Source organism: Auritidibacter sp. NML130574, assembly GCF_003185725.2.
Taxonomy (GTDB): domain Bacteria; phylum Actinomycetota; class Actinomycetes; order Actinomycetales; family Micrococcaceae; genus Auritidibacter; species Auritidibacter ignavus.
Map to the genome: position 1 here is coordinate 2556235 of NZ_CP031746.1, position 24689 is coordinate 2580923.

General features: G+C 59.8%; 23 protein-coding genes and 1 tRNA gene. 15 read left to right on the plus strand and 9 right to left on the minus strand.

Annotation, left to right across the window (positions count from 1 at the left end):
• Positions 1-28 precede the first annotated feature (28 nt).
• The 3 genes from DCC27_RS12610 to DCC27_RS11610 form a co-directional block, all read right to left on the minus strand.
• A complete protein-coding gene (locus DCC27_RS12610; RefSeq protein WP_233242884.1) occupies positions 29-316 on the minus strand; it encodes an IS110 family transposase in 288 nt (95 codons plus the stop codon).
• Positions 317-736: 420 nt separating this feature from the next.
• The gene (locus DCC27_RS12615) at positions 737-889 is read right to left on the minus strand and encodes an IS110 family transposase (protein WP_233242885.1); all 153 of its coding nucleotides are present in this window, start codon (positions 887-889) and stop codon (positions 737-739) included.
• Between the two features lie 386 nt (positions 890-1275).
• Positions 1276-1349 (minus strand) — tRNA-Gly (locus tag DCC27_RS11610).
• A 131-nt stretch (positions 1350-1480) separates the two neighbouring features.
• Here DCC27_RS11610 and dcd point away from each other — a divergent pair.
• The 8 genes from dcd (at position 1481) to mnhG (ending at position 10577) form a co-directional block, all read left to right on the plus strand.
• A complete protein-coding gene (gene dcd / locus DCC27_RS11615) occupies positions 1481-2062 on the plus strand; it encodes a dCTP deaminase (protein WP_110110924.1) in 582 nt (193 codons plus the stop codon).
• A gap of 14 nt (positions 2063-2076) precedes the next feature.
• The gene (locus tag DCC27_RS11620; RefSeq protein ID WP_110110925.1) at positions 2077-3429 is read left to right on the plus strand and encodes an MFS transporter; all 1353 of its coding nucleotides are present in this window, start codon (positions 2077-2079) and stop codon (positions 3427-3429) included.
• Between the two features lie 289 nt (positions 3430-3718).
• On the plus strand, positions 3719-6877 hold the full coding sequence (locus DCC27_RS11625) for a Na+/H+ antiporter subunit A (protein WP_110098054.1): 3159 nt from the start codon (positions 3719-3721) through the stop codon (positions 6875-6877).
• Positions 6877-7383, plus strand: coding sequence for a Na(+)/H(+) antiporter subunit C (locus DCC27_RS11630; protein WP_110100720.1), 507 nt, complete (start codon positions 6877-6879; stop codon positions 7381-7383). The genes DCC27_RS11625 and DCC27_RS11630 overlap by 1 nt, the downstream gene beginning before the upstream one ends.
• Positions 7368-9107 (plus strand): Na+/H+ antiporter subunit D, encoded by a 1740-nt coding sequence (locus DCC27_RS11635; RefSeq protein ID WP_117328661.1) that lies wholly within the window; start codon positions 7368-7370, stop codon positions 9105-9107. The genes DCC27_RS11630 and DCC27_RS11635 overlap by 16 nt, the downstream gene beginning before the upstream one ends.
• The gene (locus tag DCC27_RS11640) at positions 9100-9744 is read left to right on the plus strand and encodes a Na+/H+ antiporter subunit E (protein ID WP_110110927.1); all 645 of its coding nucleotides are present in this window, start codon (positions 9100-9102) and stop codon (positions 9742-9744) included. Before DCC27_RS11635 ends, DCC27_RS11640 begins: the two co-directional genes overlap by 8 nt.
• A complete protein-coding gene (locus DCC27_RS11645) occupies positions 9744-10151 on the plus strand; it encodes a monovalent cation/H+ antiporter complex subunit F (RefSeq protein ID WP_110098050.1) in 408 nt (135 codons plus the stop codon). Before DCC27_RS11640 ends, DCC27_RS11645 begins: the two co-directional genes overlap by 1 nt.
• 6 nt (positions 10152-10157) lie before the next feature.
• Positions 10158-10577: a monovalent cation/H(+) antiporter subunit G gene (mnhG, locus tag DCC27_RS11650; RefSeq protein WP_110098049.1), complete on the plus strand. Its 420-nt coding sequence runs from the start codon at positions 10158-10160 to the stop codon at positions 10575-10577.
• Here mnhG and DCC27_RS11655 read toward each other — a convergent pair.
• The 3 genes from DCC27_RS11655 to DCC27_RS11665 all read right to left on the minus strand — a co-directional run bounded on the left by DCC27_RS11655 (position 10574) and on the right by DCC27_RS11665 (position 14925).
• Positions 10574-10879, minus strand: coding sequence for a DUF4235 domain-containing protein (locus DCC27_RS11655; protein ID WP_158278442.1), 306 nt, complete (start codon positions 10877-10879; stop codon positions 10574-10576). The genes mnhG and DCC27_RS11655 overlap by 4 nt on opposite strands.
• A 113-nt stretch (positions 10880-10992) precedes the next feature.
• The gene (locus DCC27_RS11660; protein WP_110098047.1) at positions 10993-12171 is read right to left on the minus strand and encodes a glycerate kinase; all 1179 of its coding nucleotides are present in this window, start codon (positions 12169-12171) and stop codon (positions 10993-10995) included.
• Positions 12172-12300: 129 nt separating this feature from the next.
• Complete coding sequence (locus DCC27_RS11665) at positions 12301-14925, minus strand: MMPL family transporter (RefSeq protein ID WP_110100715.1); 2625 nt, start codon at positions 14923-14925, stop codon at positions 12301-12303.
• Between the two features lie 238 nt (positions 14926-15163).
• On the opposite strand from DCC27_RS11665, the gene DCC27_RS11670 reads away from it, so the two are divergent.
• Both DCC27_RS11670 and cls read left to right on the plus strand, forming a co-directional pair.
• Positions 15164-15703, plus strand: coding sequence for a TetR/AcrR family transcriptional regulator (locus DCC27_RS11670; protein WP_158278441.1), 540 nt, complete (start codon positions 15164-15166; stop codon positions 15701-15703).
• Between the two features lie 101 nt (positions 15704-15804).
• Positions 15805-17304 carry a cardiolipin synthase gene (gene cls / locus DCC27_RS11675; RefSeq protein WP_183145593.1) on the plus strand — a complete coding sequence of 500 codons (1500 nt, stop codon included), beginning with the start codon at positions 15805-15807 and terminating at the stop codon, positions 17302-17304.
• A gap of 48 nt (positions 17305-17352) precedes the next feature.
• On the opposite strand, the gene DCC27_RS11680 is transcribed toward cls, so the two are convergent.
• From DCC27_RS11680 to DCC27_RS11690, 3 genes are all read right to left on the minus strand, one after another.
• Positions 17353-17544, minus strand: a complete 192-nt coding sequence (locus DCC27_RS11680; RefSeq protein WP_110098044.1) for a hypothetical protein — start codon at positions 17542-17544, stop codon at positions 17353-17355.
• Between the two features lie 8 nt (positions 17545-17552).
• Positions 17553-18167 (minus strand): hypothetical protein, encoded by a 615-nt coding sequence (locus DCC27_RS11685; RefSeq protein WP_110110928.1) that lies wholly within the window; start codon positions 18165-18167, stop codon positions 17553-17555.
• 205 nt (positions 18168-18372) lie between these two features.
• Positions 18373-18891: a Dps family protein gene (locus DCC27_RS11690; protein WP_110110929.1), complete on the minus strand. Its 519-nt coding sequence runs from the start codon at positions 18889-18891 to the stop codon at positions 18373-18375.
• Positions 18892-19397: 506 nt separating this feature from the next.
• Here DCC27_RS11690 and dnaK point away from each other — a divergent pair.
• From dnaK to DCC27_RS11715, 5 genes are all read left to right on the plus strand, one after another.
• Positions 19398-21257 (plus strand): molecular chaperone DnaK, encoded by a 1860-nt coding sequence (gene dnaK / locus DCC27_RS11695; RefSeq protein ID WP_110100711.1) that lies wholly within the window; start codon positions 19398-19400, stop codon positions 21255-21257.
• A gap of 124 nt (positions 21258-21381) precedes the next feature.
• Positions 21382-22038 (plus strand): nucleotide exchange factor GrpE, encoded by a 657-nt coding sequence (locus tag DCC27_RS11700; protein ID WP_110100710.1) that lies wholly within the window; start codon positions 21382-21384, stop codon positions 22036-22038.
• Between the two features lie 121 nt (positions 22039-22159).
• Entirely contained in the window at positions 22160-23140 is a 981-nt protein-coding gene (locus DCC27_RS11705) for a DnaJ C-terminal domain-containing protein (RefSeq protein ID WP_110098040.1), read from the plus strand.
• Complete coding sequence (locus tag DCC27_RS11710; RefSeq protein WP_110098039.1) at positions 23140-23763, plus strand: heat shock protein transcriptional repressor HspR; 624 nt, start codon at positions 23140-23142, stop codon at positions 23761-23763. The genes DCC27_RS11705 and DCC27_RS11710 overlap by 1 nt, the downstream gene beginning before the upstream one ends.
• Complete coding sequence (locus tag DCC27_RS11715) at positions 23736-24683, plus strand: alpha/beta hydrolase (RefSeq protein WP_110110930.1); 948 nt, start codon at positions 23736-23738, stop codon at positions 24681-24683. The genes DCC27_RS11710 and DCC27_RS11715 overlap by 28 nt, the downstream gene beginning before the upstream one ends.
• Positions 24684-24689 lie beyond the last annotated feature (6 nt).

Genomic DNA, 24689 nt, shown 5'->3' on the forward strand with positions numbered 1-24689 from the left:
CGACGCGCCAAGCACATGACCGGTCGTGTTATGGCGCTTCCCCTCGGCTTTTCCGTTCGTAGTAGGCCTTCGATAGCGGGTCGTGGCAGGAGGCGTTCCATGCGGTTCGGAGCAACGTGTTCTTCAGCTGCTTGTTCCCAGCGCCGGCGGGGAACTCACCCCGGGTCGAGGTCCCGGTTCGTCGGGTCGCGGGAGCGATCCCGGCGCCGGCGGACAGGTGTGCGGGGCTTGGGAACGCGGAGAGGTCGCCGGCTGCCAGGAGGATCTGTGTCGCGAGTCTCGGGATGACAAGCTTGACTGCTTCGGCACCGGGCACCGTGACAGTTTGCTCGGCGAGTGCCTGGAAAACCTGGTCGATGAGTGGGCCGGCATCATTGTGGCTGTGGTTGCGGGCTCATGGCTTCACCCCGGCCTTGCCGGTAGTCTTGAGCCTAGCCGGCCCGTGGTAGCGGGGGAGCAACTCCATCACGATCGTCCGGGTGAGGACGACACCAGCGGTGACGCGTTCCAAGGAGGGGTAGATCTGGATCAGTACCGATCGTAGCCGGTTGATCGCGCGTTGTCTCGGGAGCGAGGTCCCCGTCGAACCCGGACAGCACCTTCAGCGCCGATAAGCCCTCGGAGCTACGGTCCACGGCTCGGATACAGATTCGCTGCCTTGCGCATCGTCAGCGACGGCGATCGGCAGTGCCCCGATCGTGTTCGGCTGATTGACGACGACAAGCACCGCACCGTGCTACTGCAGATCAGTGATAACAGTGCGCAACGCGGCCTGGTGCGGGGGCTGCTCGTGGTCGTACACGCGTTGCCCGTCAACAGTGAGCGCGTATCCGTGGTGGGTGGACTTGCCGACATCGAGTCCGCGTGTGATGGCGTATTCGGTTGTCATGACAGGACCCCTTGTCCTGCTGTATCCCTGGCCGCTGGTGTCATGACATCCGATGCTGGCAGCCACGTTTCGAAGAGCCCTCAACCGAAGTCGGGCCGTATCCCGATCAGCAGCCAACGCGCGTCCTGGACCCCTGGCGACAACACCCCCGGATCATCGATCACAGGGCAAAACAGCCATACCAGGGCCTACGACCAGATCCTCAGACGAGGACCCACCAATAAATGCAACGGGGCTGAGCAGGCGACGGTTGGCTTCTGGCATCCCTCTCAGAGAGCCAAATCGCGCCCTGAAACAAGGCTCAAAAGCCCGACGGACCCCGCGAAAATCCGTGCCGGCGAGCAAGACACCCATTCGGATATTTTGTATCCAAATGGGTGTCACACTGGAGCGGGCGACGGGAATCGAACCCGCGTATCTTGCTTGGGAAGCAAGCGCTCTACCATTGAGCTACGCCCGCAGATCTCACATCAGAGACATATAGAGGGTACCAGATGTTGCCTTTCGATGTGCCATCACCCCGGTGTGGCAAAACCTGACATTGACACGTGCCATTAAGTCTGAAGTTGCTAACTGAGATAGGTTAGATTCGTGCTTCTCTCTGATCGCGATATTAAGGCCTCCTTGGATTCTGGCCGTATTCAACTCGATCCGCTCGACCGTGACATGGTCCAGCCGGCCAGTATTGATGTGCGCTTGGACCGGTTCTTTCGTCTCTTTGATAATCACCGCAATGTGCACATCGATCCCTCGGTAGAGCAACCAGATCTGACCCGTTTGGTCAGCGTAGACCCGGATGAGCCGTTCATTTTGCACCCGGGGGAGTTTGTGCTGGGTGCGACCTACGAGCAAGTCACGCTCTCTCACGACGTGGCAGCGCGACTCGAAGGGAAGTCGTCGCTGGGACGGCTCGGGCTGCTCACGCACTCCACCGCCGGATTTATCGACCCGGGCTTTTCCGGTCATATCACCTTGGAACTGTCCAATATGGCCACCCTTCCGATTAAGCTTTGGCCGGGGTCAAAGATTGGCCAACTGTGCTTCTTCAACCTCTCCTCGCCGGCCGAGGAGCCCTACGGTTCCGGCGGAAATCTCAACCGTTACCAAGGTCAGCGTGGGCCGACCGCGTCGCGGAGCCATCTGAATTTCTACCGCACCACGATCGAACGCTGACAGGATTCCAGACCATGAGCTCCGCCAGCCTCCAACACGTTCCTGACGGGTCCCGCCAAACGTCGCGGCGTCTGCGTGTGGTGGCGTGGTCGCTGTGGGATTGGGGGTCGGCGGCCTTCAATGCCGTGATGGTGACCTTCGTCTTCGGCACGTATCTGAGCTCTGAGGTTTTCGGTCCCGATGGCAGAGGCACCTCGTGGTTGGCAGCCGGCAACGCGGTCGCCGGCGCACTGATTGCGGTGACCGCACCGGTGATTGGCCAGCGGGGCGACCGCGGCGGGAAACGAACGCTCTGGTTAGGCATGAACACCGCGCTCGTGGTGGCGTGTATGGCGAGCTGTTTCTTCGTCCAACCGCAGGAAACCTACCTGGTGCTGGGAGTCATTCTGCTCTCAACCGGCAACGTGTTCTTCGAATACGCCGAAGTCCACTACAACGCGATGCTGGTCGATATTTCCACGCCGTCCACGATCGGACGCATCTCGGGTATTGGCTGGGCTTGCGGATACCTCGGTGGAATAGTGCTCTTGGGTCTGCTCTACCTGGGCTTCATTTCCGAGGGACCACACTGGTTCGGGGTCCCTGATGAGCAGATGCTCAACATTCGTATCGTGGCAGTCATCGCGGCCGGGTGGTTTCTCCTGTTTTCCTTGCCTGTGCTCTTCGCTCAACGGCGTGGCGTCGGGGCTGACCTCACCAACTCGGCTGAGTCGGCTCAGAAGAACGCACACGAACCCTCTCCTAGCGTGGTGGAATCCTACCGCCAACTCTGGGGCACTCTGGTGCGTATGTGGCGTGAAGACCGCAACACCTTAGCTTTCCTGATCTCCTCGGCGGTCTTTCGCGACGGCACCGGTGCAATCTTCGCCTACGGCGCAGTCTTGGGCACCACGGTCTATGGCATCAGCGCCAGCGACGTGTTGCTGTTCGGTATTGGCGCCAATGTTGTCGCAGCCATCGGCGCTTTTTCCGGAGGGTTCCTGGATGACAAGCTCGGGCCTAAGTGGGTCATCTGGATCTCACTGGCCGGTCTCTTGGCCTTGGCCGGAACGATTTTCTTCCTCGACGGTGCGGGAGCGTTCTGGGTCGGTGGACTATTGCTGTGTTTCTTCGTGGGCCCGGTGCAGTCGGCATCCCGCGGTTTTCTGGGAAGACTGGTGACTCCTGACACGGCCGGTGAAATCTACGGGTTATACGCCACCACCGGGCGGTCGGTTTCCTTCCTCTCACCCGCACTCATCACTTTGTTCGTCGGGATCGTGGGAGACTCCCGCGCCATGATTCCTGCCATCATGCTGGTTCTGCTGGCCGGAGCCTTGTTGCTGATTCCGGTCCGGGATCCGAAGGTGACTTCACGGACCCTGTGAAATTTTTCATAACCGTGAATTGGCAACCAGCGGTACTGGAACCTGAATGAAAGATGTATTTTTCAAGGCGATATGGCCGAGTTAATGGCGGTGCTACCCCAAAATGCCGGGGAACCCCGGGGTCTGTTCTGATGCTGTGGGCTGACTCGTTACGACCGGAATAACGTCTCTGTGGGCAGATTTAAAGCTCTCTGGCCTGGCCAGTGACGACGTCCTGTGACAATCGACCACACCGAAAAGCGCTAAAGTAAGAAGGGTGCCTACCCCATAATTGCTCTGGAGGACGACCGTGCTTATTGTGCTCATTGCACTGTTCGCCGTCGCATTGGTCGCGCCCTGGATTTTCCGAGTTACCGATCGGGCTGGTTTCTTTGTCTTGGCTGCGGTCCCAGCCGCAGGTTTCATCTGGGTTCTCACCCAGATGCCACATATTCTCCACTCCGAGCAACTCTTAGCCTCCGGAGCAGCCGCCGATGCCGCCAATGACCCGCTGGTGCGCACCTACCCGTGGTTAACCGAGATCGGCGTTGAACTCTCCTTCCGGATGGATACCCTGGCGGCACTGATGTCGCTGATCGTGCTCGGTGTGGGCGCTCTGGTGCTGGTCTACTGCTCTCGGTATTTCAGCGCCGGTGACCCGCGCAACGGTACCTTCGGTGCTCAACTTTTGGCTTTCGCCGGCGCCATGTTCGGGCTGGTCACCACCGATGATCTATTGGTGCTCTACATCTTCTGGGAAATCACCTCGGTGCTGTCCTTCCTGCTGATCGGTTACGCCGGGCAACGAATCTTCGCCCGTCGCTCCGCGATTACCGCGCTGATAGTGACCACTTTCGGTGGTCTGGCCATGCTGGTCGGACTGATGATGCTCGGTGAATCAGCCGGCACCTACCGGATTTCCGAGGTTGTCAACCGTTCCGAAGAACTTTTGACTGGCCCCTACTCGGGAGCCTTTATGGGCTGGGCCATCAGCCTGGTGCTACTGGGTGCGTTGACTAAATCCGCCCAGGTGCCTTTCCACTTCTGGCTCCCCGCGGCTATGGCAGCCCCCACCCCGGTTTCGGCTTACCTGCACTCGGCTGCCATGGTCAAAGCCGGTGTTTATCTGGTGGCACGACTAGCCCCCGGATACGCCGACATGCCAGTCTGGCAAGTGATGGTGCTCGGGGTCGGAATGTGGACCATGCTTGTCGGCGGCTGGCGAGCCCTACGTCAAACCGATATTAAACTCGTCCTGGCCTTCGGCACCGTCTCCCAGCTGGGATTCTTGATGATCGCCAACGGGTTGGGTGACCGCGACGCCGCCATGGCAGGACTGGCCATGCTGATGGCCCACACGCTGTTCAAAGCACCCCTGTTCATGCTGGTGGGCCTCATCGATAAGATGGCCGGAACGCGCGATGTGAACCGCCTGTCCGGGTTGGGCCGAAACCACCCGTGGCTTTTTGCCTTCGCCCTGCTGGCCTCGTTGTCGATGGCCGGTATCCCACCGTTCTTTGGTTTCGTGGCCAAAGAATCCGTGCTGGAATCAGCCCTGCACTGGGGCGAGGTCCACTCACAAGTCGCCACTGACGCGTATGCGGCCCCGAGCTTCTGGGGTATCGTCTGGGCGTGGCTGCCACTCGCCGTGGCGGTACTGGGTTCGGTCTTCACCGTAGCCTACACTGCACGGTTCCTCTGGGGTGGTTTCGCCACCAAAACCACCGTGGACGACCAGGGCGTTACCCAGCAGATGGACGACACCCCGGTCGAAAAGTCGGCCTCGATCCTGGGTACCACCCCAGCAGCGGTGCTGAGCGTGATCAGCCTGGTCGCCGCCTTCGTTCCCGGATTGATGGGTGCCCTGCCCGAGGCCTATGGCCAAACCGCCGAACCGTTAGCCGGTTTTGAGAACGATCCGGCCTACCTGGCGCTGTGGCACGGATTCACCCCGGTGCTGGCGATTTCTATCGCGATCATTCTCGTCGGTCTGGTGCTCTATGCCTTCAAAGACCGGGTCTGGCATGCACAAGATGCCGTACCGTCCTGGGTGGATTCGGCCAAAGTCTATCGTTGGACCCTGCAGCGTCTAGATGCCTTTGCCGTCTGGGTCACCGGTCGCACCCAGCGCGGTGACCTGGCTTTCTACCTGTTCATCATTCTTACCGTGGCCACCGTGGGACCGTTGCTGGCCATGCTGTTCCCGACCAATAACGATCCCACCACTGTCAGCCTGCCCAACGTGGCCTTCTTCGGCGACTGGCGACTGGAGCAATCACCGGGTCTGGTGCTGGCCTCGATTTGTATGATCATTGCCGTGGCTGGTGCCGTCTGGGCCCGTCGTCGTTTCATGGCCGTCATGCTGGTCTCAGCCACCGGCTACGTGCTGGCCGCCATCTTCGCGCTCCGCGGATCTCCGGATCTGGCCCTGACTCAGTTGCTGGTGGAATCCATCGTGCTGGTGGCCATGGTGTTGGGCCTGCGGGTGCTGCCACCGCGGGTTCCCACCGGGCTACATGGACGCAATAACCGCTGGGCGCGCGCGCTCTTGTCGATCGGATTCGGTCTGGTGATGATGTGGTTGGCTGCTACCGTGCTGGCCTCCCGTGTGCAGGACCCCATTTCACTGAAAATGCCGGAACTGGCCGCCGAAGAAGGCGGTGGCTACAACATCGTCAACGTCACCCTGGTCGATATGCGCGCCTGGGATACCTTCGGCGAAATCACGGTGCTCACCGCGGCCGCCACCGGTGTGGCCTCGCTGGTCTTCATCGCCACCCGGGAGCGTTTCCGCCACCACTCATTGGCCGATGTGGAACCCGGCTCGGTGGGACGTTATAACCATAAAGCCGCGTCGCTGAGCACCGGCGAAATCTCGGTGGTGCGTGGGTTCTCGACGGTTTCGCGTGACCCGTGGCTGATCGCCGGTCGGACCCTGGCGCCGGAACGTCGCTCCATCATCTTCGAAGTGGTCACCCGCCTGATCTTCCACATCATCATCCTGATTTCGATCTACCTGCTACTGGCCGGACACAACGTCCCCGGCGGTGGCTTCGCCGGTGGTCTGCTGGCCGGTCTGGCGCTGACCATTCGGTACCTGGCCGCTGGCCGCTATGAGCTGGCCCAAACCGTGCGCATCCCCGCCGGTGTGGTGCTGGGCTCCGGACTGGCGCTGGCCGCCATCTCCGGGATCATCCCGCTGTTCTTCGGCGGTGAGGTCTTCCAGCAGGTCGACTTTGAATTCACGCTACCGGTCTTCGGTTACGTCCACGCGGCCTCGGCATTGATCTTCGATATCGGGGTCTACCTCGTGGTGATCGGCCTGGTCATCGACGTATTGCGTTCCCTGGGTGCAGAGGTCGACCGTCGGTACGAAAAGGAATTGGCCGTCCGCGAAGAAGCTGAGGCCCGTCGCAAGCAGGTCAGTACTCAGTCCACAGCACAACCGCGAACCGGAGGTGGTCGCTGATGACGATCGATGCGATCTTGCTGATCATCATGGGAGCACTGTTCGCCGGTGCGGTCTATATGGTCATGGAACGGACCCTGACCCGCATTATGCTCGGACTGGTCATGTTCACCAACGGAGCCAACCTGTTGATCATCATCATGGCCGGCCCCGCCGGTTGGCCCCCGATCGTGCGCGACTCGGTCAGTGCCGATGAATACGCCGATCCGTTGCCACAAGCTCTCACGTTGACCTCGATCGTGATCTCATTTGCCACCACCTCCTTCTTGCTGGCGATGATCTACCGCTCCTGGGTGCTGGCCCGTCGCGATGAAGTTTCCGTTGACGTCGAAGACGTCAAGGTGGCCGAGCAACCCACCTACGACGCCGAAGATGATGCCGAGCTACGCGAGGAAGAATCCGAGTTTATTGACGACGACCAGGACCCGAACATGGCCTACGACGCGCCCTCGGCCGAGTCCGGCTCCACCACGACAGGAGATGATCGCTCATGCAGCTCGATGTGATCTCCATGGCCCCGCTGGCCGTCGTGTTGCCCATCCTGGGCGCCGCCCTCGCCTTTACGTTGGTCCGACGTCCGCGTGGCCAAATCCTGGTGACCGTGCTGACCATTGTGGTTACCCTGCTCTTGGAGGTCGCGCTACTGATCGCCACCTGGAACGAGGGCGCCAACGCCGTCTTCCTCGGCGGCTGGGAAGCCCCCTGGGGCATCGTGATGGTGGTCGATCGGTTCTCGGCGCTGATGCTGGTGGTTGCCACCACTGTGGTGCTCGCGGTGTTGCTCTACGCCTCCGCACAGGGTATCGGCGATGACGACACGCCCCGGCCGGTCTCGATCTTCCACCCCACCTACCTGATCCTGACCGCCGGGGTGTCCAACGCGTTCTTAGCCGGAGACCTCTTCAACCTCTATGTGGGCTTCGAAATCCTGCTGACGGCTTCCTACGTGTTGCTGACCATGGGCGGGACCGGCCCACGGATCCGCGCCGGTGTCACCTACGTCGTGGTCTCAGTGATCTCCTCGGTGATCTTTTTGATCGCGATCGCGATGATCTATGGCGCGACCGGAACCGTGAACCTGGCCGATTTGGCGGTCAAACTCGCCGAACTCGACCCCGACCTGCAACAGGTGCTACACATCATGTTGTTGGTTGGGTTCGGGATTAAAGCCGCCGTGTTCCCGCTGTCGTTCTGGTTGCCTGACTCCTGTCCCACCGCCCCAGCCCCGGTCACCGCGGTGTTCGCCGGCTTACTGACCAAGGTCGGTGTCTACGCCATCGTGCGCACCGAAACCCTGCTGTTCCCAGGCAACCGGCTCAACGATCTGTTGCTGGTGGTCGCCGGGTTGACCATGGTGATCGGTATCCTCGGTGCCCTGGTGCAGTCGGATATCAAACGTGTGCTGTCGTTTACTTTGGTCTCCCATATCGGCTACATGATCTTTGGGCTGGCCCTAGCCAATGTGGTGGGGCTGGGCGCCACCGTGTTCTACGTGGTCCACCACATCACCATCCAGACCTCGCTGTTCTTGGTCACCGGGCTCATTGAATACCGGGCCGGTACCGCCAATATCGACCGCCTGGGCTCGATGCTGAAGATTTCACCGTTGATCGGGGTGCTCTACATCATTCCGGCCCTGAACCTCGGGGGTATCCCGCCGTTTTCCGGATTTATCGGCAAGATCGGTCTGCTACAGGCCGGTGTGGGGGAGGGCTCCCCGTTGGCCTTCGCCCTCGTCATTGCCTCGGTAGTCACCTCCCTGTTGACCCTACTGGTGATGGTCCGGATCTGGGCCCGCGTCTTCTGGCGCCGAGCTGAGGACGTCGAAGATGCCACCTTGCGCGTGTCCGAAGAAGCCGAAGCCGCCGAGAATAACCAGCCACCCATCCGCAAAAACCTAGCCGGCCTGGTGGCCCCCACCATCGGACTGGTCGCCGTGGGTGTAGGCCTTACCGTGGTCGCCGGCCCACTGTATAGCTTCGCGGACCAGGCCGCCGAAGATATGCTCGCTCGCACCCCGTATATTGAATCCGTGCTCGGCGATGAGGCAGCCGCCCAAGCCGCCGAAGACCTCCAGGAACTCAACGGATATGGCATCGAATTAGCTTCCGAGTCCTCGAATGGTGCCGGTGAAGACGACAATGACCCCGAAGAAGCCACCGATGTTGCCACCGGCGCATCGGATGCTACATCAGAGACTCTGAGCAGGAAGGAGGCTCGCGATGACTGATCAGGCACCCCCCGCGTCGACACCCAAGAACGACTCGGACGCGCGCGTCATTGAAAATAAGCCACCCTGGTGGACCCAATGGCCCATGTTCTTGCTCCTGGTGTTGATCTGGTGTGCGCTGTGGCAAGACTTCCGCCTCGGACAAATCATCATGGGCGCGATCACCGCGGTGCTGGTGATGTTCATTTTCCGCCTGCCACCGATTCCCTTCGGCGACCGGTTCAACTTCTACTACGCGGTGAAATTCCTGTTCATCTTCCTGTGGAAGATCACCTGGGCCTCGATCGATGTGGGGATTAAAGCCATCGTCCGAGGCCCGCGGATCACCAATTCGGTGCTCGCCGTCCAGCTACGGAGCCACGACGACCTCGTGGTTACCCTGGTGGCTCACGCCTACGCGCTGATCCCCGGGTCCTTGGTCATTGACGTGGACCGGACCACCTCTACCCTCTACTTACACGTGCTGGATGTGCCCAATGATCAAGCCGCTGAAGACTATAAACGCGACTCACGCAATATCGAGAGCCACATCATCCGAGCCATCGGGTCTAAGAAGGACTACGCCTTGATTCGTGGGGAACACGAGGCCAGTGAGCGTGCTCCAGACCAAACGCAACACCGGGGAGGTGAGCGTTGATGCATGTCCTTCAGTTGGCAGGCTGGATTTGCCTGGTTTTCTTGGCGATCGGTGCGCTGGCCTCGGTCTACCGCATCGCGCGCGGGCCGGCGACCTTGGACCGTGCCATTGCCACCGACGTGCTACTGATTACGGTCTCTTCAGCGCTGGTGGTCATCATGGCCCTGACCGGGCTGACTGACTACATCATGTTTGTGGTTGTTGCTAGTGTGATTGGTTTCGTCGGATCGGTGACCCTGTCCCGCTTTACCGTGGACGGCACCACCGCCAATCCGGGGGCCTCCGAAGAACGGCTGGAGTCCCAAGACCACAAAGACACCTATGTCGGTCACGCACAGGGGCCGGGCCGACGCGCTTCCAAGATCGGGCCCCAGCAGTCGAAGCCACAGCAGGGAAAGGGGGAGTGATCGACTATGATCGAATTTGAGTCAGGGTGGGAGATCGCCGGCGCGATTCTCATTGTGGTGGGCTGTTCCCAGTCAGCCACGGCAGGAATCGGTCTGTTGCGCTTCCCGGATGTGCTCTCGCGTATTCACGCAGCAACCAAGCCACAGGTATTCGGTCTGTTAACGGCATTGGCCGGCCTGGGATGCATTTGGCAGTCGTGGTGGTGGGTTCCCGTCTTGGTCGTCGCCTGGGTACTACAGCTGGTGACCGCACCGGTCTCGGCGCACCTGGTGGGTCGAGCCACCTACCGTTCCCGGCATCTGGACCCGGAGTTGCTCTATGTGGATGAACTGGCTGAAGTGATTACTCGCCAGGATGAAAAAGATCAGCGCGCTGATCACGATCAACCTGACGAGTCAGCCCAGAAGCCAGCCCAGAACTCCTAGACTTCGGCGTCGCCGACTCGACGCGCGGTCCGCTTGGTTTTCTCCTGCTTCTTGGCGCGGGCTTCCATGGCCTTGCGGACACCGCGCTGAGAACCGGACGTAATCAGCGACGAGATCGCTGCCGAGATCGCCGCGAACGTCACGATTTTCGCGATCGAGGTTTGTTGCTCATCGTCTTCCGACGGAGCTTTCTCACCGGTCATAGCCTTCCAGCCCAGATCGACGATCTTGGTGCCGAGATAACCGCCGGCCAGCGAGACACCGGTGGTCAGAACCTTTTGCATTAGCTTATTGCTATCCATCACTCCTGCTTTCTTCTGTGTTGATGACCGGGTCCAGCGCATCCGGACCGAGCTCTCCTGCGGGAGAGGGTTGCCGACTACCAGCTTAGCGAGTCCACGGCCTTTTGAGACAACTACTGGCTTGCTTGCGGAACGCCGATCGTCCCGACGCGACGCAACAGCCGGAATAAGTTCTCACTTTCTCGTGTGAGATCATCGGTGGTCTGACGTATGGCCGCCTGCAGGCTCTGGGGACCGGAACCAATGGGGAACACCGCCGTCAGACCCTCGGCATAGAGGTCCTCGAGCTCATCGCCCAGTGCCCCAGCTAGGGCAATCACGGGGATAGCCCGGCCGGTACGTGCAGCCACGGTACGCGTCGCGCGAGCCACCCCGACCGGGACCTTACCGGACAACGACTGGCCATCAAGACGTCCCTCACCGGTGAGCACCACATCGCAATCGGTCAGCTGGTCTTCAAAAGCCAGCAGATCGAGCAAGGTTGCAATGCCCGACACCACGCTCGCCCCGGCCACACTTGCTAACCCTGCGGCGAGACCTCCGGCGGCCGCAGCACCGGGCAGCTGAGCCACGGACACGCCGGTGTCGCGGGCGATCACCGCCTCGGCGTGAACCATTCCGGCCTCCAGGTCGATCAGTTGGCGGTCGGTAGCGCCTTTCTGTGGGGCAAATATCGCAGTCGCCCCCTGCGGTCCGGTCAGCGGGTTGTCAATATCGCACAGCACCTGCAACCGGGCGGAACCGAGAGTGTCGGCCACCGCCGAGACATCAACACGATCGAGCTCGCGCAATCGTGACCCGGTGGGGATGAAATCCTCGCCCTCAGCGGTATAAAACCGGGCCCCTAACGCCCAGGCTGCACCAAGTCCCAAGTCATGCGTCGCCGAACCGCCGGCACCGATCAGTAACTCAGTTGCCCCAGACTCGATTGCGTGCCGGATGAGCTCGCCCACGCCCCGGGTTGTGGTAGCTCCCGGATCCAGATGTCCGGCAGCCAAGGGTAGCCCGGCCGTGGCGGCCATCTCGATCACCGCGGTGGTCTCCGTTAGCAGCGCATAGCTGGCCCTGACAGTATCGCCGGGGAAGACTCCGGTGACCGTTGCGGTGACCCGTCGGCCACCTCGAGCAGCCAACACAGTCTCTACGGTGCCCTCTCCGCCGTCGGCCAGCGGAAGCTGGCGCACGACAATCGAGGGATCAGCACGGTGGATACCGGTAGCAATGGCGTGGCAGACCTCCGCAGCGGTGGCGGCTCCCTTATACGAATCGGAGGCAATCAGCACAGTTTTCATCCTGAGGTCCACAGTACTGGATACCGCGTGTCTAGATACCCCCTGTGCCCTTAAACGCCGGTGGCCCGGTAATTCCCCACAGAGGAACCACCGGGCCACCGGAAGAAAACGTGCTGACCGGATCAGTGCTTAGGCCTGAGCCGTTGCGTCGTCCTTTTCCTTGCGACTGATCTCTTCGTCCAGGGACGAGCCCTCGACGTCAACGTTCGGCACGATCTTGTCCAGCCACTTCGGGAACCACCAGGCACCTGCACCGACCAGGTGCATCAGAGCCGGCATGAGCAACAGGCGGACCACGAAGGCGTCCAGCAATACACCGAAGGCCAACGCGAAACCGATCGGGCGGATCATCACATCATCGGCGAAGATGAAACCACCGAAGACCGAGATCATAATGATCGCCGCTGCAGTGACCACCGAGCGGCCGGACTTGAAGCCCTGCATGACCGCGGTGCGTGCGTCAGATCCGTGGACGTAGGCTTCACGCATACCGGTAGAGATGAACAACTGGTAGTCCATGGCCAAACCGAACAACACACCGATCAGAATGGTCGGCAGGAAGCTCAGCACCGGGCCGGGGGTCGAGACCTGGAAAATGGTATCTAGCCAACCCCACTGGTAGATGGCGACCACGCCACCCATACTGGCCAAGCAGGAAAGCACGAAACCACCGGTGGCGATCAACGGGACCACCAAAGAGCGGAAAACCACGATCATGATCAGCAAGCTCAGACCCACCACGACTGCCAGGTAGACGGGCAGAGCTTCGGCGAGTTCATCGGAGATGTCGATGAACCCGGAGGTCATACCAGCCACACCCAGGTCGGAGGCATTGGTTTCCGGAGTGGTGTCGCGCAGTTCGTAGACCAAGTCCTCCGTGGAAGGCTCGTTCGGGCCTTCTTCGGGGACGACCTGCAGGGCCAAGATGGAGTTGTCATCATTGGTTCCCGCCGGAACTACCTGGTCCACCCCATCCATCTCGGAGATTTGGGTGGCCAATTCCGCGGTAATAGTCATCGCATCATCATCCGAGGTGTCCTCTTCCAGATCCGCGGTAACCACCAACGGGCCGTTACGTCCGGGACCGAAGGCATCATCGATGGCCATGTAGGACTCATACGCGGCCGATCCTTCAGGTTCAGCCGAACCGTCGGGAAGGCCCAGTCGCATCTGGGAAGCCGGGATGGCCAAGATGCCCAGCACAGCGATCGAAGCCACAGCGGTGACGATCGCACGAGTCCACGACATGGGCTGGGTTTGGGGGTCATGGTGACCGGTAATCTGCGAGGAGGAGCCTTCATCAGATTCCTCGGCAGAGTGCTTGGCTTGGCTTGAGTGCTGTTCGTCTCGCTTCCGGCGTTCCTTCTTGCTCAAGGCACGCGGGCCGATGAAGGACAGCATTGCCGGGGTCAGCGTCAGAGCCACCAGCACAGCCAGTAGCACACAGACCCCACCGACAAGACCCATCAGGCCCAAGAACGGAATACCCGTAATGCCCAGGGCTAGCAGGGCGATGACCACGGTCGACCCAGCAAACAGCACTGCGGTACCAGCAGTTCCGTTGGCCAAACCAATCGAGGTACGCACATCCATGCCGGATTTGAGCTGTTGGCGGTGCCGGTTGATGATAAACAGCGCGTAGTCGATACCCACGGCCGAGCCGAGCATGATGCCCAGGACAGGGGTGATGGAGACCATCTCCACCACGGAGGAGAAGGCCAGGGAACCGACGGCACCCACACCGACGCCGACCAGTGCGTTCAGCAACGGCAGACCTGCGGTGACGAAAGTACCCAACATAATGAACAGCACAATGGCCGCCACCACCATACCGACGATCTCAGTCGGGCCAATAATTTGCGGGATCGTCTGGGACACCTGCTGAGTGGGAAGGATTTCCACCCCGTCAATCTCGGCTTCCTCGAGGGCGGCCATGACGCCCTCGCGGTCCTCCTCTTCAATATCGAGCGGAGGCTTATTGAACATGATGATCGCTTCAACGGTGGTACCGTCTTCTGAGACCAGTGAGAAACCTTCTGAGGCATCGAGAAGGTCTTGGGCATCCTGAAGTTGGTCGCGATTGGTCTCGATCTCTTGCTCCGCCTCGTCCAGCTCGTCCTCTTGAGTCGCTAACTCAGAACGGGCTTGTTCGAGCTGTTCGCGGCCCTGATCAATCTGCTCTTGCAGCGGGGCAGCCTGTTGCTCGGCGGCTTCTTGCGGAATGCCTTGAGCCACGGCCTGCTCGATGCCGGCGTCAACCTGTTCTTGGCCTTCGTCCAGCTCCTGTTCAGTCGCACTCAGTTGCTCGCGAGCGTCGTCAAGCTCCTCGCGACCGGTGGCCAGCTTCTCCTCGCCGTCGTCGAGCTGTTGTTGACCATCTTCGATTTCTTGAATCTGGTCCTGTCGTTGCTCTTCGGTGTCGAAAGGATTCACCGTTTCGTTCACCGCGTCGAGCTCATCGAGATCAGTGAGCAGGTCCCCGATCTCGTTCTTTTGCTCGTCGGTAAATTCCGAACCATCCTCGGTGCGGAACACGACCGGCCCGGTGCCCTTGGCGGCATCGGGGAATTCTTCCTCGAGTCGGTCGGTGACCTGCACGGTCGGAGTATCGGGAATGGTGATGGTCGATTGTAGCTGACCACCAAAAGTGAAAAAGCTAATCACGGCAATGGCGACAAGCGCCAGCCAGGATATTAAGACAGTCCACGGGCGAGCGGCGGCGCCCAGCCCAAGTTTGTTCAGAAGTTTAGCCACAGTACATAGTCCTCAAGTTCGAGATATTTAGGCTCGATCGCTACTATAGTTGACGGAGCGTCTCGAAACTAATGGTGAGACTCTTTTCGGCACCGTAAAGATCATCACCTCGGCTCATTCAAAGTCCTGCTTTCGCTTGGGGAGCGGGCAGAATAGGGCTGATGGCCATCCATCTGGTCCGGAAGCAAGTAGGAATATGACCGAAGAACAGAAATCGCGAGGCGGCAGACCACGGTCAGTGGCATCGCATGAAGCGATCTTGCAGGCGACATCCGAACTGCTGGCTGAAGGCGGACACCATCAAGTGACGATGGAAAGCATTGCCGCCCGCGCCGGGGTGTCCAAACAGACCATTTACCGCTGGTGGTCGTCCAAAAATGATGTGGTCCTGGAAGCGATCTCGCAGGGAAAGGTCACCTACTATCCGGCACCGGCTCCTCACACTGATCATCTCAAAGCCGATCTGCTCGCGTGGATGTCCACAGAGTTGGACAAAATCTTCGACGATGCCGATACCCCGCAACTCGTCCAAAACCTGATCTCGATGGTCGCTGCTGCCGGAGAAGATGCTGAACAACTCTTCCGTCCGATCTCCGATCCACTGATGAATGTGCTGATCGGTCGGCTCCGACATGCTGAGCGAGAGCAACCCGGAACCTTGCGATCCAGCCCCGAGATCATCGCTGAAATGGTGGCCGGAGCACTGCTCTGGCGACTTCTGATCAAACGCCCGGTCCCCGAGCACTGGGCTGAATCCATCCTTGATGCGGTCCTGTAGGTTGAGTGCCTGTAGGTTGAGTGTTATTGACTGTTGACCGACCGCCGTTTCCGAGCTGGCGTCACGGTACTGAGCCCGCTCGATGAGTAGAATGTCACCCTATGTACTGGACCCTTTCCGAGATTGCTGATTGGCCGATCTGGCTTGCGATCCTCGTGGTGATTCTCGACCTGGGCATTCGTATTTTGCTGCTGGGAATTGTTCCGGGTAATCGGCGTCCCGCGGTGGCGATGGCCTGGCTGTTGGTGATTTTCTTCCTGCCCTGGATTGGGGTCTTGCTCTTCTTGTTGCTGGGCTCGTTCAAACTCGGCGGTCAGCGACGCTCGCGCCAGAAAGCCGTTAATGAGGAACTCCGGCGTGCTACCGCGCACTGGACGCTCCCTGACCAGATCCACGAGGTACCCCAGTACGTCGAGTCCTCGGCTGCGTTGACCCGTCAGCTGACGGGGTTCCCCATGCTGGATGGCAATAGCTTCCAGTACTACACCGACTACCGCAATTCCTTGCACGCCATGGCCCAAGATATCGACCGGGCCCACGACTATGTGAACATGATGTTCTACATCTGCGCGGTAGACCCCGTAGACCGACAGGGTTATAGCTCAGTGGTTTTTGATGCGTTGATCCGTGCTAAACAACGTGGCGTCACGGTGCGCGTCTTATTTGACCATATTGCCTCGCTACGCGTGCGCGGCTATCGGGACTTGTTGAAACTCTTGCGGGAGCACGACATTGAGTATTACCGGGCCATGCCGGTGCGTCCCCTACGCGGCCAGTATCAGCGACCCGACCTACGCAATCATCGAAAGTTGATGGTGATTGATGGAACCGTGGCCTACACCGGATCTCAGAACCTGATCGAACCCGGGTATAAGAGGGCCTCGGCTCACAAAATGGGTCGAGAATGGGTCGATGTCATGGCCCGGATTACCGGGCCGATCGTGGCTTCACTGGACATCGTTTTCGCCACCGACTGGTACTCCGAGACCGGACAACCCACTCAAGAAAATCTGCGTGATCTCACCACCGAAGAGATTGAAGATCACCGGGGTATCTCCGCGCAGGTTATCCCCTCCGGCCCGGGTTTTGCGAACGAAAACAACCTGCGGGCCTTCAACCATCTGTTCTACTCCGCCACCCGCACTCTGCGGGTGGTGACCCCTTACTTGGTGCCGGATGATTCCATGCTTTACGCGCTCACTACCGCAGCCCAGCGCGGAGTGGATGTCGAGATGATCGTGTGTCGTCGCGCGGACCAGTTCATGGTTCACCACGCCCAGCAGTCCTACTACGAGGCGCTCCTACGCTCCGGGGTGCGGATCTTGCGCTATCCCGACCCCAATGTCTTGCACTCGAAAATGTTCACGGTCGATGACGATGTGGCCGTGTTTGGATCGTCGAATATGGATATGCGCTCGTTTTCGCTCAACGTGGAAGTTACTGTGCTGGCAGTGGGCGCGGAGATCGTAGCGGCGACCGAACGTGTCATGGACGAGTATCGGGCCGAGTGCGAGGAACTCACCTTAGAACAATGGTTGGCCAGGCCACGATATAAACGATGGTTGGATAACGTCTTCCGCCTGACCTCGGCCTTGCAGTAACGCTAGGTCGCCACGTATTTTGTGCTGGTCCTCGCTGGTCTCAGCTGGCTAGTCTAAGTCGGAATCCACGTCGTCTTGTTGGTGTTCCTTGCTCAAAGCCGGCCACAGCAGGATGATGAAACCGATGGCCAACAGAGCAAACCCCAGCGGATAGCTAAACGGCGTTGAGGGTGCAAAATTCAGCACCGACATGCCGAGGGCGATAATGAGTAATCCGCCGTAGATCTGCAACTGAGTCATCACGGGAGCTAGTTTAGTCCCTGTGCTGAGGAGCTAGAGGCTCCGTTGGTGGAGATTTCAAGGCGCAACATCGTATAGGCGGCTTCTTGGACCGGCTCGGCGGGACCTGAGGTGTCTAGGACCAAATCGGCAACCGATTCGACTCGGTCGCGGTCGGTAAAGTCTTGCTCTTGAGATGACCACCGTTCCCAGTTTGGCCCGTAGTTCTCTCCGCCTCGACCCACAGCGCGGTCCCGGCGGGATAGTTCGGGGGCATTCAACCAGATCAGAGAGTTGAGATGTTCCCGGGCTGCGCGAGCGCCGGTTCCAAAACCCTCAATAATGGTGATCTGGCCTGGAGCGAAGGTCCTCTCCGGCCCCAATGCTCCGTCGGGGGCATTACTCGACCAGTCCCAGTCTCGGTAGGTGACGGTTTCACCCTGTGCCAGGGCTGGGAGCAATTCGTGGGTATACAGAGCAACTCCAGCCTCCAACCCGTCCCAGCCACGGTAGAGCTGGTCGAGGCCGAACACCGCAACGGAGAGTTCGGGGTGTTCCGCGTGGATCCGTTGTTCCAAGGCGTCGGCGAGTTCGGTCTTGCCGGCCCCGGAACGGCCGTCGATACCAAGAATCAGGGGTTTCATGGCTCCATCCTAGTCTCCGGGCTGAGAACAACCCAGAGGTTACTTCTGAGCCGTTCACATCAGCAGGCCACCGGGTGCGATCCGATATGACAGACGTGACGCCAAGCGATCATCGCTTGACGCCACGTCGTCGAGTCGTGTCTCAGTGCGCTAGGCCCTCACGGTAACTTGCGCACCGGCCGGTGGCAACCGACTGAGCGGGTCATTAATCCTGCACGTGTTCGATGTTGCCCTCGGGGGAGGTGATGAACGAGCGCAGGAACCAGTGGAATAGCTCTAGGCCACGAGCCTGCTCGATCAGGATGTCCTCGGACATCGGGTCAACCTTGCCGACCTCGGAGATCGCAGCGCGCAGGTCAGCGATAATTCCGGTGTAGACCTCGTCCAGAGCGGAGATATGAGCCAGGGTCGAACCGCGCAACAGGGAGTAGTCTTCCCAGGTACGCTCGGAGACGATCGCGCCCGGGGTGCCCTTCGGAGCAACACCCAGGGTGGCGATGCGCTCAGCGAGGGTGTCGGCGTAGTCGCGGACCAGGTCGATCTGCGGGTCCAACATTTCGTGCACGGAGATGAAGTCGCGACCCACAACGTTCCAGTGAGCCTGCTTCAGGGTCAGTTGCAGGTCGTTCATTGCGTGCAGACGAGTCTGAAGAACCTCAGCGACGCGGTGGCCTTCTTCAACTTCCAGGCCGGGGGTGGTGTAGTTTGCGTTTGCTTCAGTCATGTTGCTCCCTTTCTTCAGAAAGTGCCCGGTGAGTGCATCTCACTCACGGCGGTTTCTGCGGTCGGGGCCACGATTCCGGCGGAATCCTGGTGCTCCCTGCGACCTTGGTTATAACTAAACCGTGTTCTCAGATCGCCGGCAAGGTACGTAAGGCTACCCTAGGTAATTATGAATGGCTCAAAATAAGGGCTGTTGCGAAATCCTCAGATCTAAGTTCACTCCCGGCGAAAAAAGAGGCGCAACGAGAGGGCTCCAGCTAGTTTTCTGCGGGGTTTCTGCGCGTATTCCAGGTGTTAGGGGCCGTGATGTCGGGCCTCTGGTCCGTCTCTCCAAAAAATTTTCCCACCCGGGAATGTTTTTCGAGGTGGCATGGTTGCACAGAATAAGAAAACTTGAGTCCCTGTCGCTCAAGGTTATTTGACCGGATGAGCGATGGTGGTTATCTTGAGTGGAGAAGGCTCAAGGAGCCACAAGGGATTGATAATCCGATGGAAAGGATGACTGGAATGGCACGTGCAGTAGGTATTGACCTCGGAACGACGAACTCTGTCGTTGCCGTGTTGGAAGGTGGCGACCCCACCGTTATCGCAAACGCTGAAGGCGCTCGCACTACCCCGTCGGTGGTGGCGTTCTCCAAGTCTGGTGAAGTTCTCGTTGGTGAAATTGCCAAGCGCCAGGCTGTGAACAACCCCGATCGCACCATTTCCTCGGTCAAGCGTCACATGGGGACCGACTGGACCGTCGATGTTGACGATAAGACCTACACGCCGCAGGAAATTTCAGCGCGCATCCTGATGAAGCTCAAGCACGACGCTGAAGAGTACTTGGGCGAAGACGTGACCGAGGCCGTGATTACGGTTCCGGCGTACTTCAACGACGCAGAGCGTCAGGCCACCAAGGAAGCCGGTGAAATTGCCGGGATGAAGGTCTCACGCATTATTAACGAACCGACCTCGGCAGCTTTGGCCTACGGTCTGGACCGCGGTAAGGAAGAAGAGCAAATTCTGGTCTTCGACCTCGGCGGTGGTACCTTCGACGTCTCCCTGCTGGAAATCGGCAAAGATGAAGACGACTTCTCGACCATTCAGGTTCGGGCTACCGCAGGCGATAACCGACTGGGCGGTGACGACTGGGATCAGGCCATCGTGGACTGGTTGCTAGAGAAGGCCAAGGCCTCTGGTGCGGATCTGTCCAAGGACAAGATCGCTTTGCAGCGTCTGAAGGAAGCCGCTGAGCAGGCCAAGAAGGAACTGTCCTCGGCTACGTCAACCAATATCTCCCTGCAGTACCTCTCGGTCAACGAAAACGGTCCGGTGCACTTGGACGAGCACCTGTCTCGGGCGAAGTTTGAAGATCTCACCTCGGACCTGTTGCAACGGACCAAGAAGCCCTTCGAAGATGTCATCAACGAAGCCGGCATCACCGTGGGCGATATCGACCACGTGGTGCTGGTTGGTGGCTCGACCCGTATGCCCGCGGTGGCCGATTTGGTCAAGGACCTAACCGGTAAGGACGCCAACAAGGGTGTCAACCCCGATGAGGTCGTAGCGGTCGGTGCTGCGATCCAGGCCGGCGTGCTCTCGGGTGACCGCAAGGATGTGTTGCTGATCGACGTCACCCCGCTGTCGCTGGGTATTGAAACCAAGGGCGGCGTGATGACCAAGCTGATCGAGCGCAACACCGCCATCCCGACCAAGCGGTCCGAGACCTTCACAACCGCTGAGGACAACCAGCCTTCGGTGTCCATTCAGGTCTTCCAGGGTGAGCGGGAGTTCACCGCCGACAACAAGCCACTGGGCACCTTCGAGTTGACCGGTATTGCTCCGGCTCCGCGGGGGATGCCACAGATTGAGGTCACCTTCGACATCGACGCCAACGGTATTGTCCACGTCTCGGCGAAGGACAAGGGTACCGGTACTGAGCAATCGATGACCATCACTGGCGGTACCTCGCTGTCGGATGAGGACATCGACCGCATGGTCAAGGACGCGGAAGCTCACGCTGAGTCCGATAAGAAGCGTCGTGAAGCAGCGGAGCAACGCAACGCTGCCGAGCAGAGCGCCTACTCGGTTGACAAGCTCATCAAGGATAACGACGAGAAGCTTCCGACCGATGTGAAGGAAGAAGTTCAGGCCGACGTCGACGCGCTGAAGGCCGCATTGGAGAAGGAAGACAACGACGACGAGGTCAAGGCTGCCTTCGAGAAGTTGCAGGCTTCCCAGACCAAGCTGGGTGAAGCGCTGTACGCTTCCAGCCAGGATGAAGCCGGCCAGGCTGCCGGTGGTGAGGATGCAGGATCCTCCGACGATGAGGATGTTGTAGATGCCGAAGTTGTCGACGAAGATGACGACAATAACAACAAGTAAATCCTGCGCCCAATCACTAGCGGTGTCAGTCCATCCGGGCTGAGGCCGTGTGAGCCAGCGATGGGCCGGCCAACCGGCCGGCCCATCGCGCTACCGCCCCGGCTTTGTAGAAAAGGAATGTGTGATGACAGACCAGCACAACTCCCAGGATCCAGACAAGGGTCGCGACGAGGAAATCCGTTTCACCGATAAGCGCAAAATTGACCCGGAGACCGGAGAGGTTCGTGACCCGGTCACCCAGGCAGAAGACATTCTCAGCCAGGCCACTGACCAGCAAGGCACCGATGCGGGACAGGGCATCGACAACGAGCACAGCGAGCCGGCAGACAGCTCTGGCGAGGCCTCAGCTGAAGCCGCCGAGTTGCGCGACGATCTGCAGCGTTTACAGGCGGAGTTTATTAACTACCGTCGTCGTGTCGAACGGGATCGGGACGTGGCGAGGGATAACGCCACGGTGGCCATGCTTGAAGCGCTGTTACCAGTGCTTGATGACCTCGATGCGGCCCGTGAGCACGGTGATCTTGTTGACGGCCCCTTCGCCGCGATTGCCCAAAAACTAGACTCAGTGTTGAGCCAGTTTGGCCTCCAGCGCCAGGACCAGCAGGCTTTGGCAGGAGAAGAGTTCAATCCCGCGCACCACGAGGCCATGTTGCGGCAACCCTCCGACGAGGTACCTGCCGAACACATTGTGCAGGTCTTCCGTAACGGCTACGTGCGCCATGATCGAGTGATTCGGGCAGCGCAGGTGATGGTTTCGGCCGGACCGGCCGACGAACAGTAGGGCGCGCAGTAGGACGCGCAACAGGACGAGACGACAACGATTCGAGACCACATCGAGACCGGCCGGAGGTGACAGCATGGTCGGTCGTGGTGGTCACTGATGATGAGCGAAAGGAGGCACCATGGCCTCACAGGATTGGGTGGATAAAGACTTTTACGCCACCCTGGGTGTCTCCAAAGACGCCTCTGAATCCGATATTAAAAAGGCCTACCGGAAACTGGCCCGCAAATACCACCCGGATCAAAACCCCGGTGACGAAACCGCGGAGAAAAAATTCAAGGACATCACCGAGGCCAACGCGGTCTTGAGTGATCCGGAGCAACGTCAACAATATGATGCGATTCGGGCCATGGGCTCTGGCGCTCGGTTTACCGGCGGACCGGCCGGTGGTACCGGTGCCGGAGGAGCCGGGACTAGTGGTGCTGGATTCGAGGATATCTTTGGCGGCCTGTTCAATCGTGGCGCTTCGGGAGGATTCTCCCGGGGCGGGGCACAGGGCCCGGACTTTTCGGACCTCTTTGGTGGATTTGGAAATTACTCGCCACCCCGGCAAAAAGGCGCTGACCGCAAGGCCGAGACCAGTATTTCCTTTGGCGGAATGGTGCGTGGCACCACCGTGCAACTACGGGCCGCCGACGGGGAAATCACCGAGGTTAAAATTCCCGCCGGCATTAAGGATGGGCAGACGGTGCGCGCTCGCGGTAAGGGCCAGCCGGGCTCGGGCGGACGCGGGGACCTGTTGGTCACCGTCCACGTCACATCTCACCCCTATTTTGTCCGCGACGAGCGACACCCGGAAAACGTACGCGTGAGGGTACCGATCTCCGTGGACGAAGCGATCCTCGGGGCGACCGTGGAAGTACCGACTCTGGATTCTTCCGTGAAGGTGAAAGTCCCAGCCGGATCGTCCTCGGGTAAAATTCTGCGACTGAAGAAGCGCGGTATTAAAACCAAGAAGACGGAAGGTGACTTGCTGGTCGAGCTGGAGATCGCCGTTCCGGATCAGCCCAACGATGAGGTTAAGGCCGCCGCTGAGGCCTACGCGCAAGCAACCCAGGGCAATAATCCCCGAGCCGGGCTAGCACAGAAAGCGAGCCTGTGATGACAGCCCGCTCCGGACGGAAAGATTGGGAGAACCTGTTCGCAGAGTTTGAACAATTCGACCCCGACCACCCGGCAGCCGCCGACCCGATCTTTGTAATCTCGGTGGCTGCCGAGCTGGCTGATATGCATCCCCAGACCCTGCGCCAATATGATCGTCTGGGATTGGTGGTCCCGCACCGCCAGGGTGGGGGACAGCGCCGCTACTCGGTGAGCGATGTGCACCGGTTGCGTCGCATTCAACAGCTCTCCCGCGATGGTATTTCGCTGGAAGGCATTCGTCACGTAGTGGAGTTGGAACGTGAAGTCCACTCGCTCCGGCAAACCATTTCCCACCTGGTTGATCAGGTGAACCTCTTGCACGCCTACGGTCGTGTTCCCCGGACTTTCACCGCAGCGGCCGGGGGAGACGTTGTGACAGACTTCCGCTCGGCAAACATGGATGTGGAACCGGAACAAACCCAGTCTCCACCAGCACACCGGCAGTCGCCACAGCGTCGCGGTGATCACGATCAGCGACGCGAAGTGACAACCGTGCAACGCGCTCGCGTTTTGCGGGCCCTGGATTCCCGCCTCTCCAGCTCTAAAGCACTGCCATGGCGCCCCGTGGATTACGTGGATTAATAGAGCGCCACGAGCAGGCCTCAGCCCGGCTCAAGACCATTCAGCGTCACCGGGAACGCCTCTCGCCCGAGGAACGGCGCGTCCTGGACGGAATCGTCCACGCACTGAAACCGGACTCCATGAAAGACCTGCTCGCCCCGCGCCATCTGCTGGACTTTGACCTGGCCCGGGAACGGGTGCTGATCGGGGTTGGCGAGCTCGACGAGCCCACCCACGTCAGTTGGCAAATCTCCGGGATGAGAATTAGCGCCTCGAACAACACCTGGGGTGCTGCGCGGGAGGCGGCCCAACTGCACCTAGCTCAAACCATGGTGTTACCCCATGCTCGTCCCCTGGTAATTAGCTGGCTGGGGCACCCGGCCACCTCGGCGGTCGATGTGCTCGGGGTGCGGGCGGCCTATACCGTCGCAGACCATCTCGCCACGGACTTATGGGACTATCTGGGATACTGCCCACAGATCACTCCGGATGTTCACATCGGGTTAGAAGCCCACTCCTACGGTGGATTATTCACACTGAAGGCTGTCCACCGCATCGCGTTGTGGGCACAAACTCGTAGCGACCGAATTCACCCGTGGTACTGGTGGAGAATCAATAGCGTTATCTTTTCCGGCCCGGTGGGTATTCCTCAGTCATTACATGTGCAATTGAAAAGACTCCGAGAACTTCAAGTGCCGGTGATACAACAGGCCTGGCAAATCCGTGCTCGCGGCGACTGGCTGTCAGTCATTGGCCGGATATTCTCGGGACGCCGACGCCTGAAAGTGCCCTCACTTTCATCCGGCGCAGCTCGCGAGGTTCCCGAACTGGTCGTGGCCACAGGGCATAACACCACCAGTGGGACCGGGTATCGAGATCTGGGGACTAGCACGCTATACCGGCTGGCCCAGGCCAGCCTGGGAATTGTTGAGAAGACTTAATCCGTT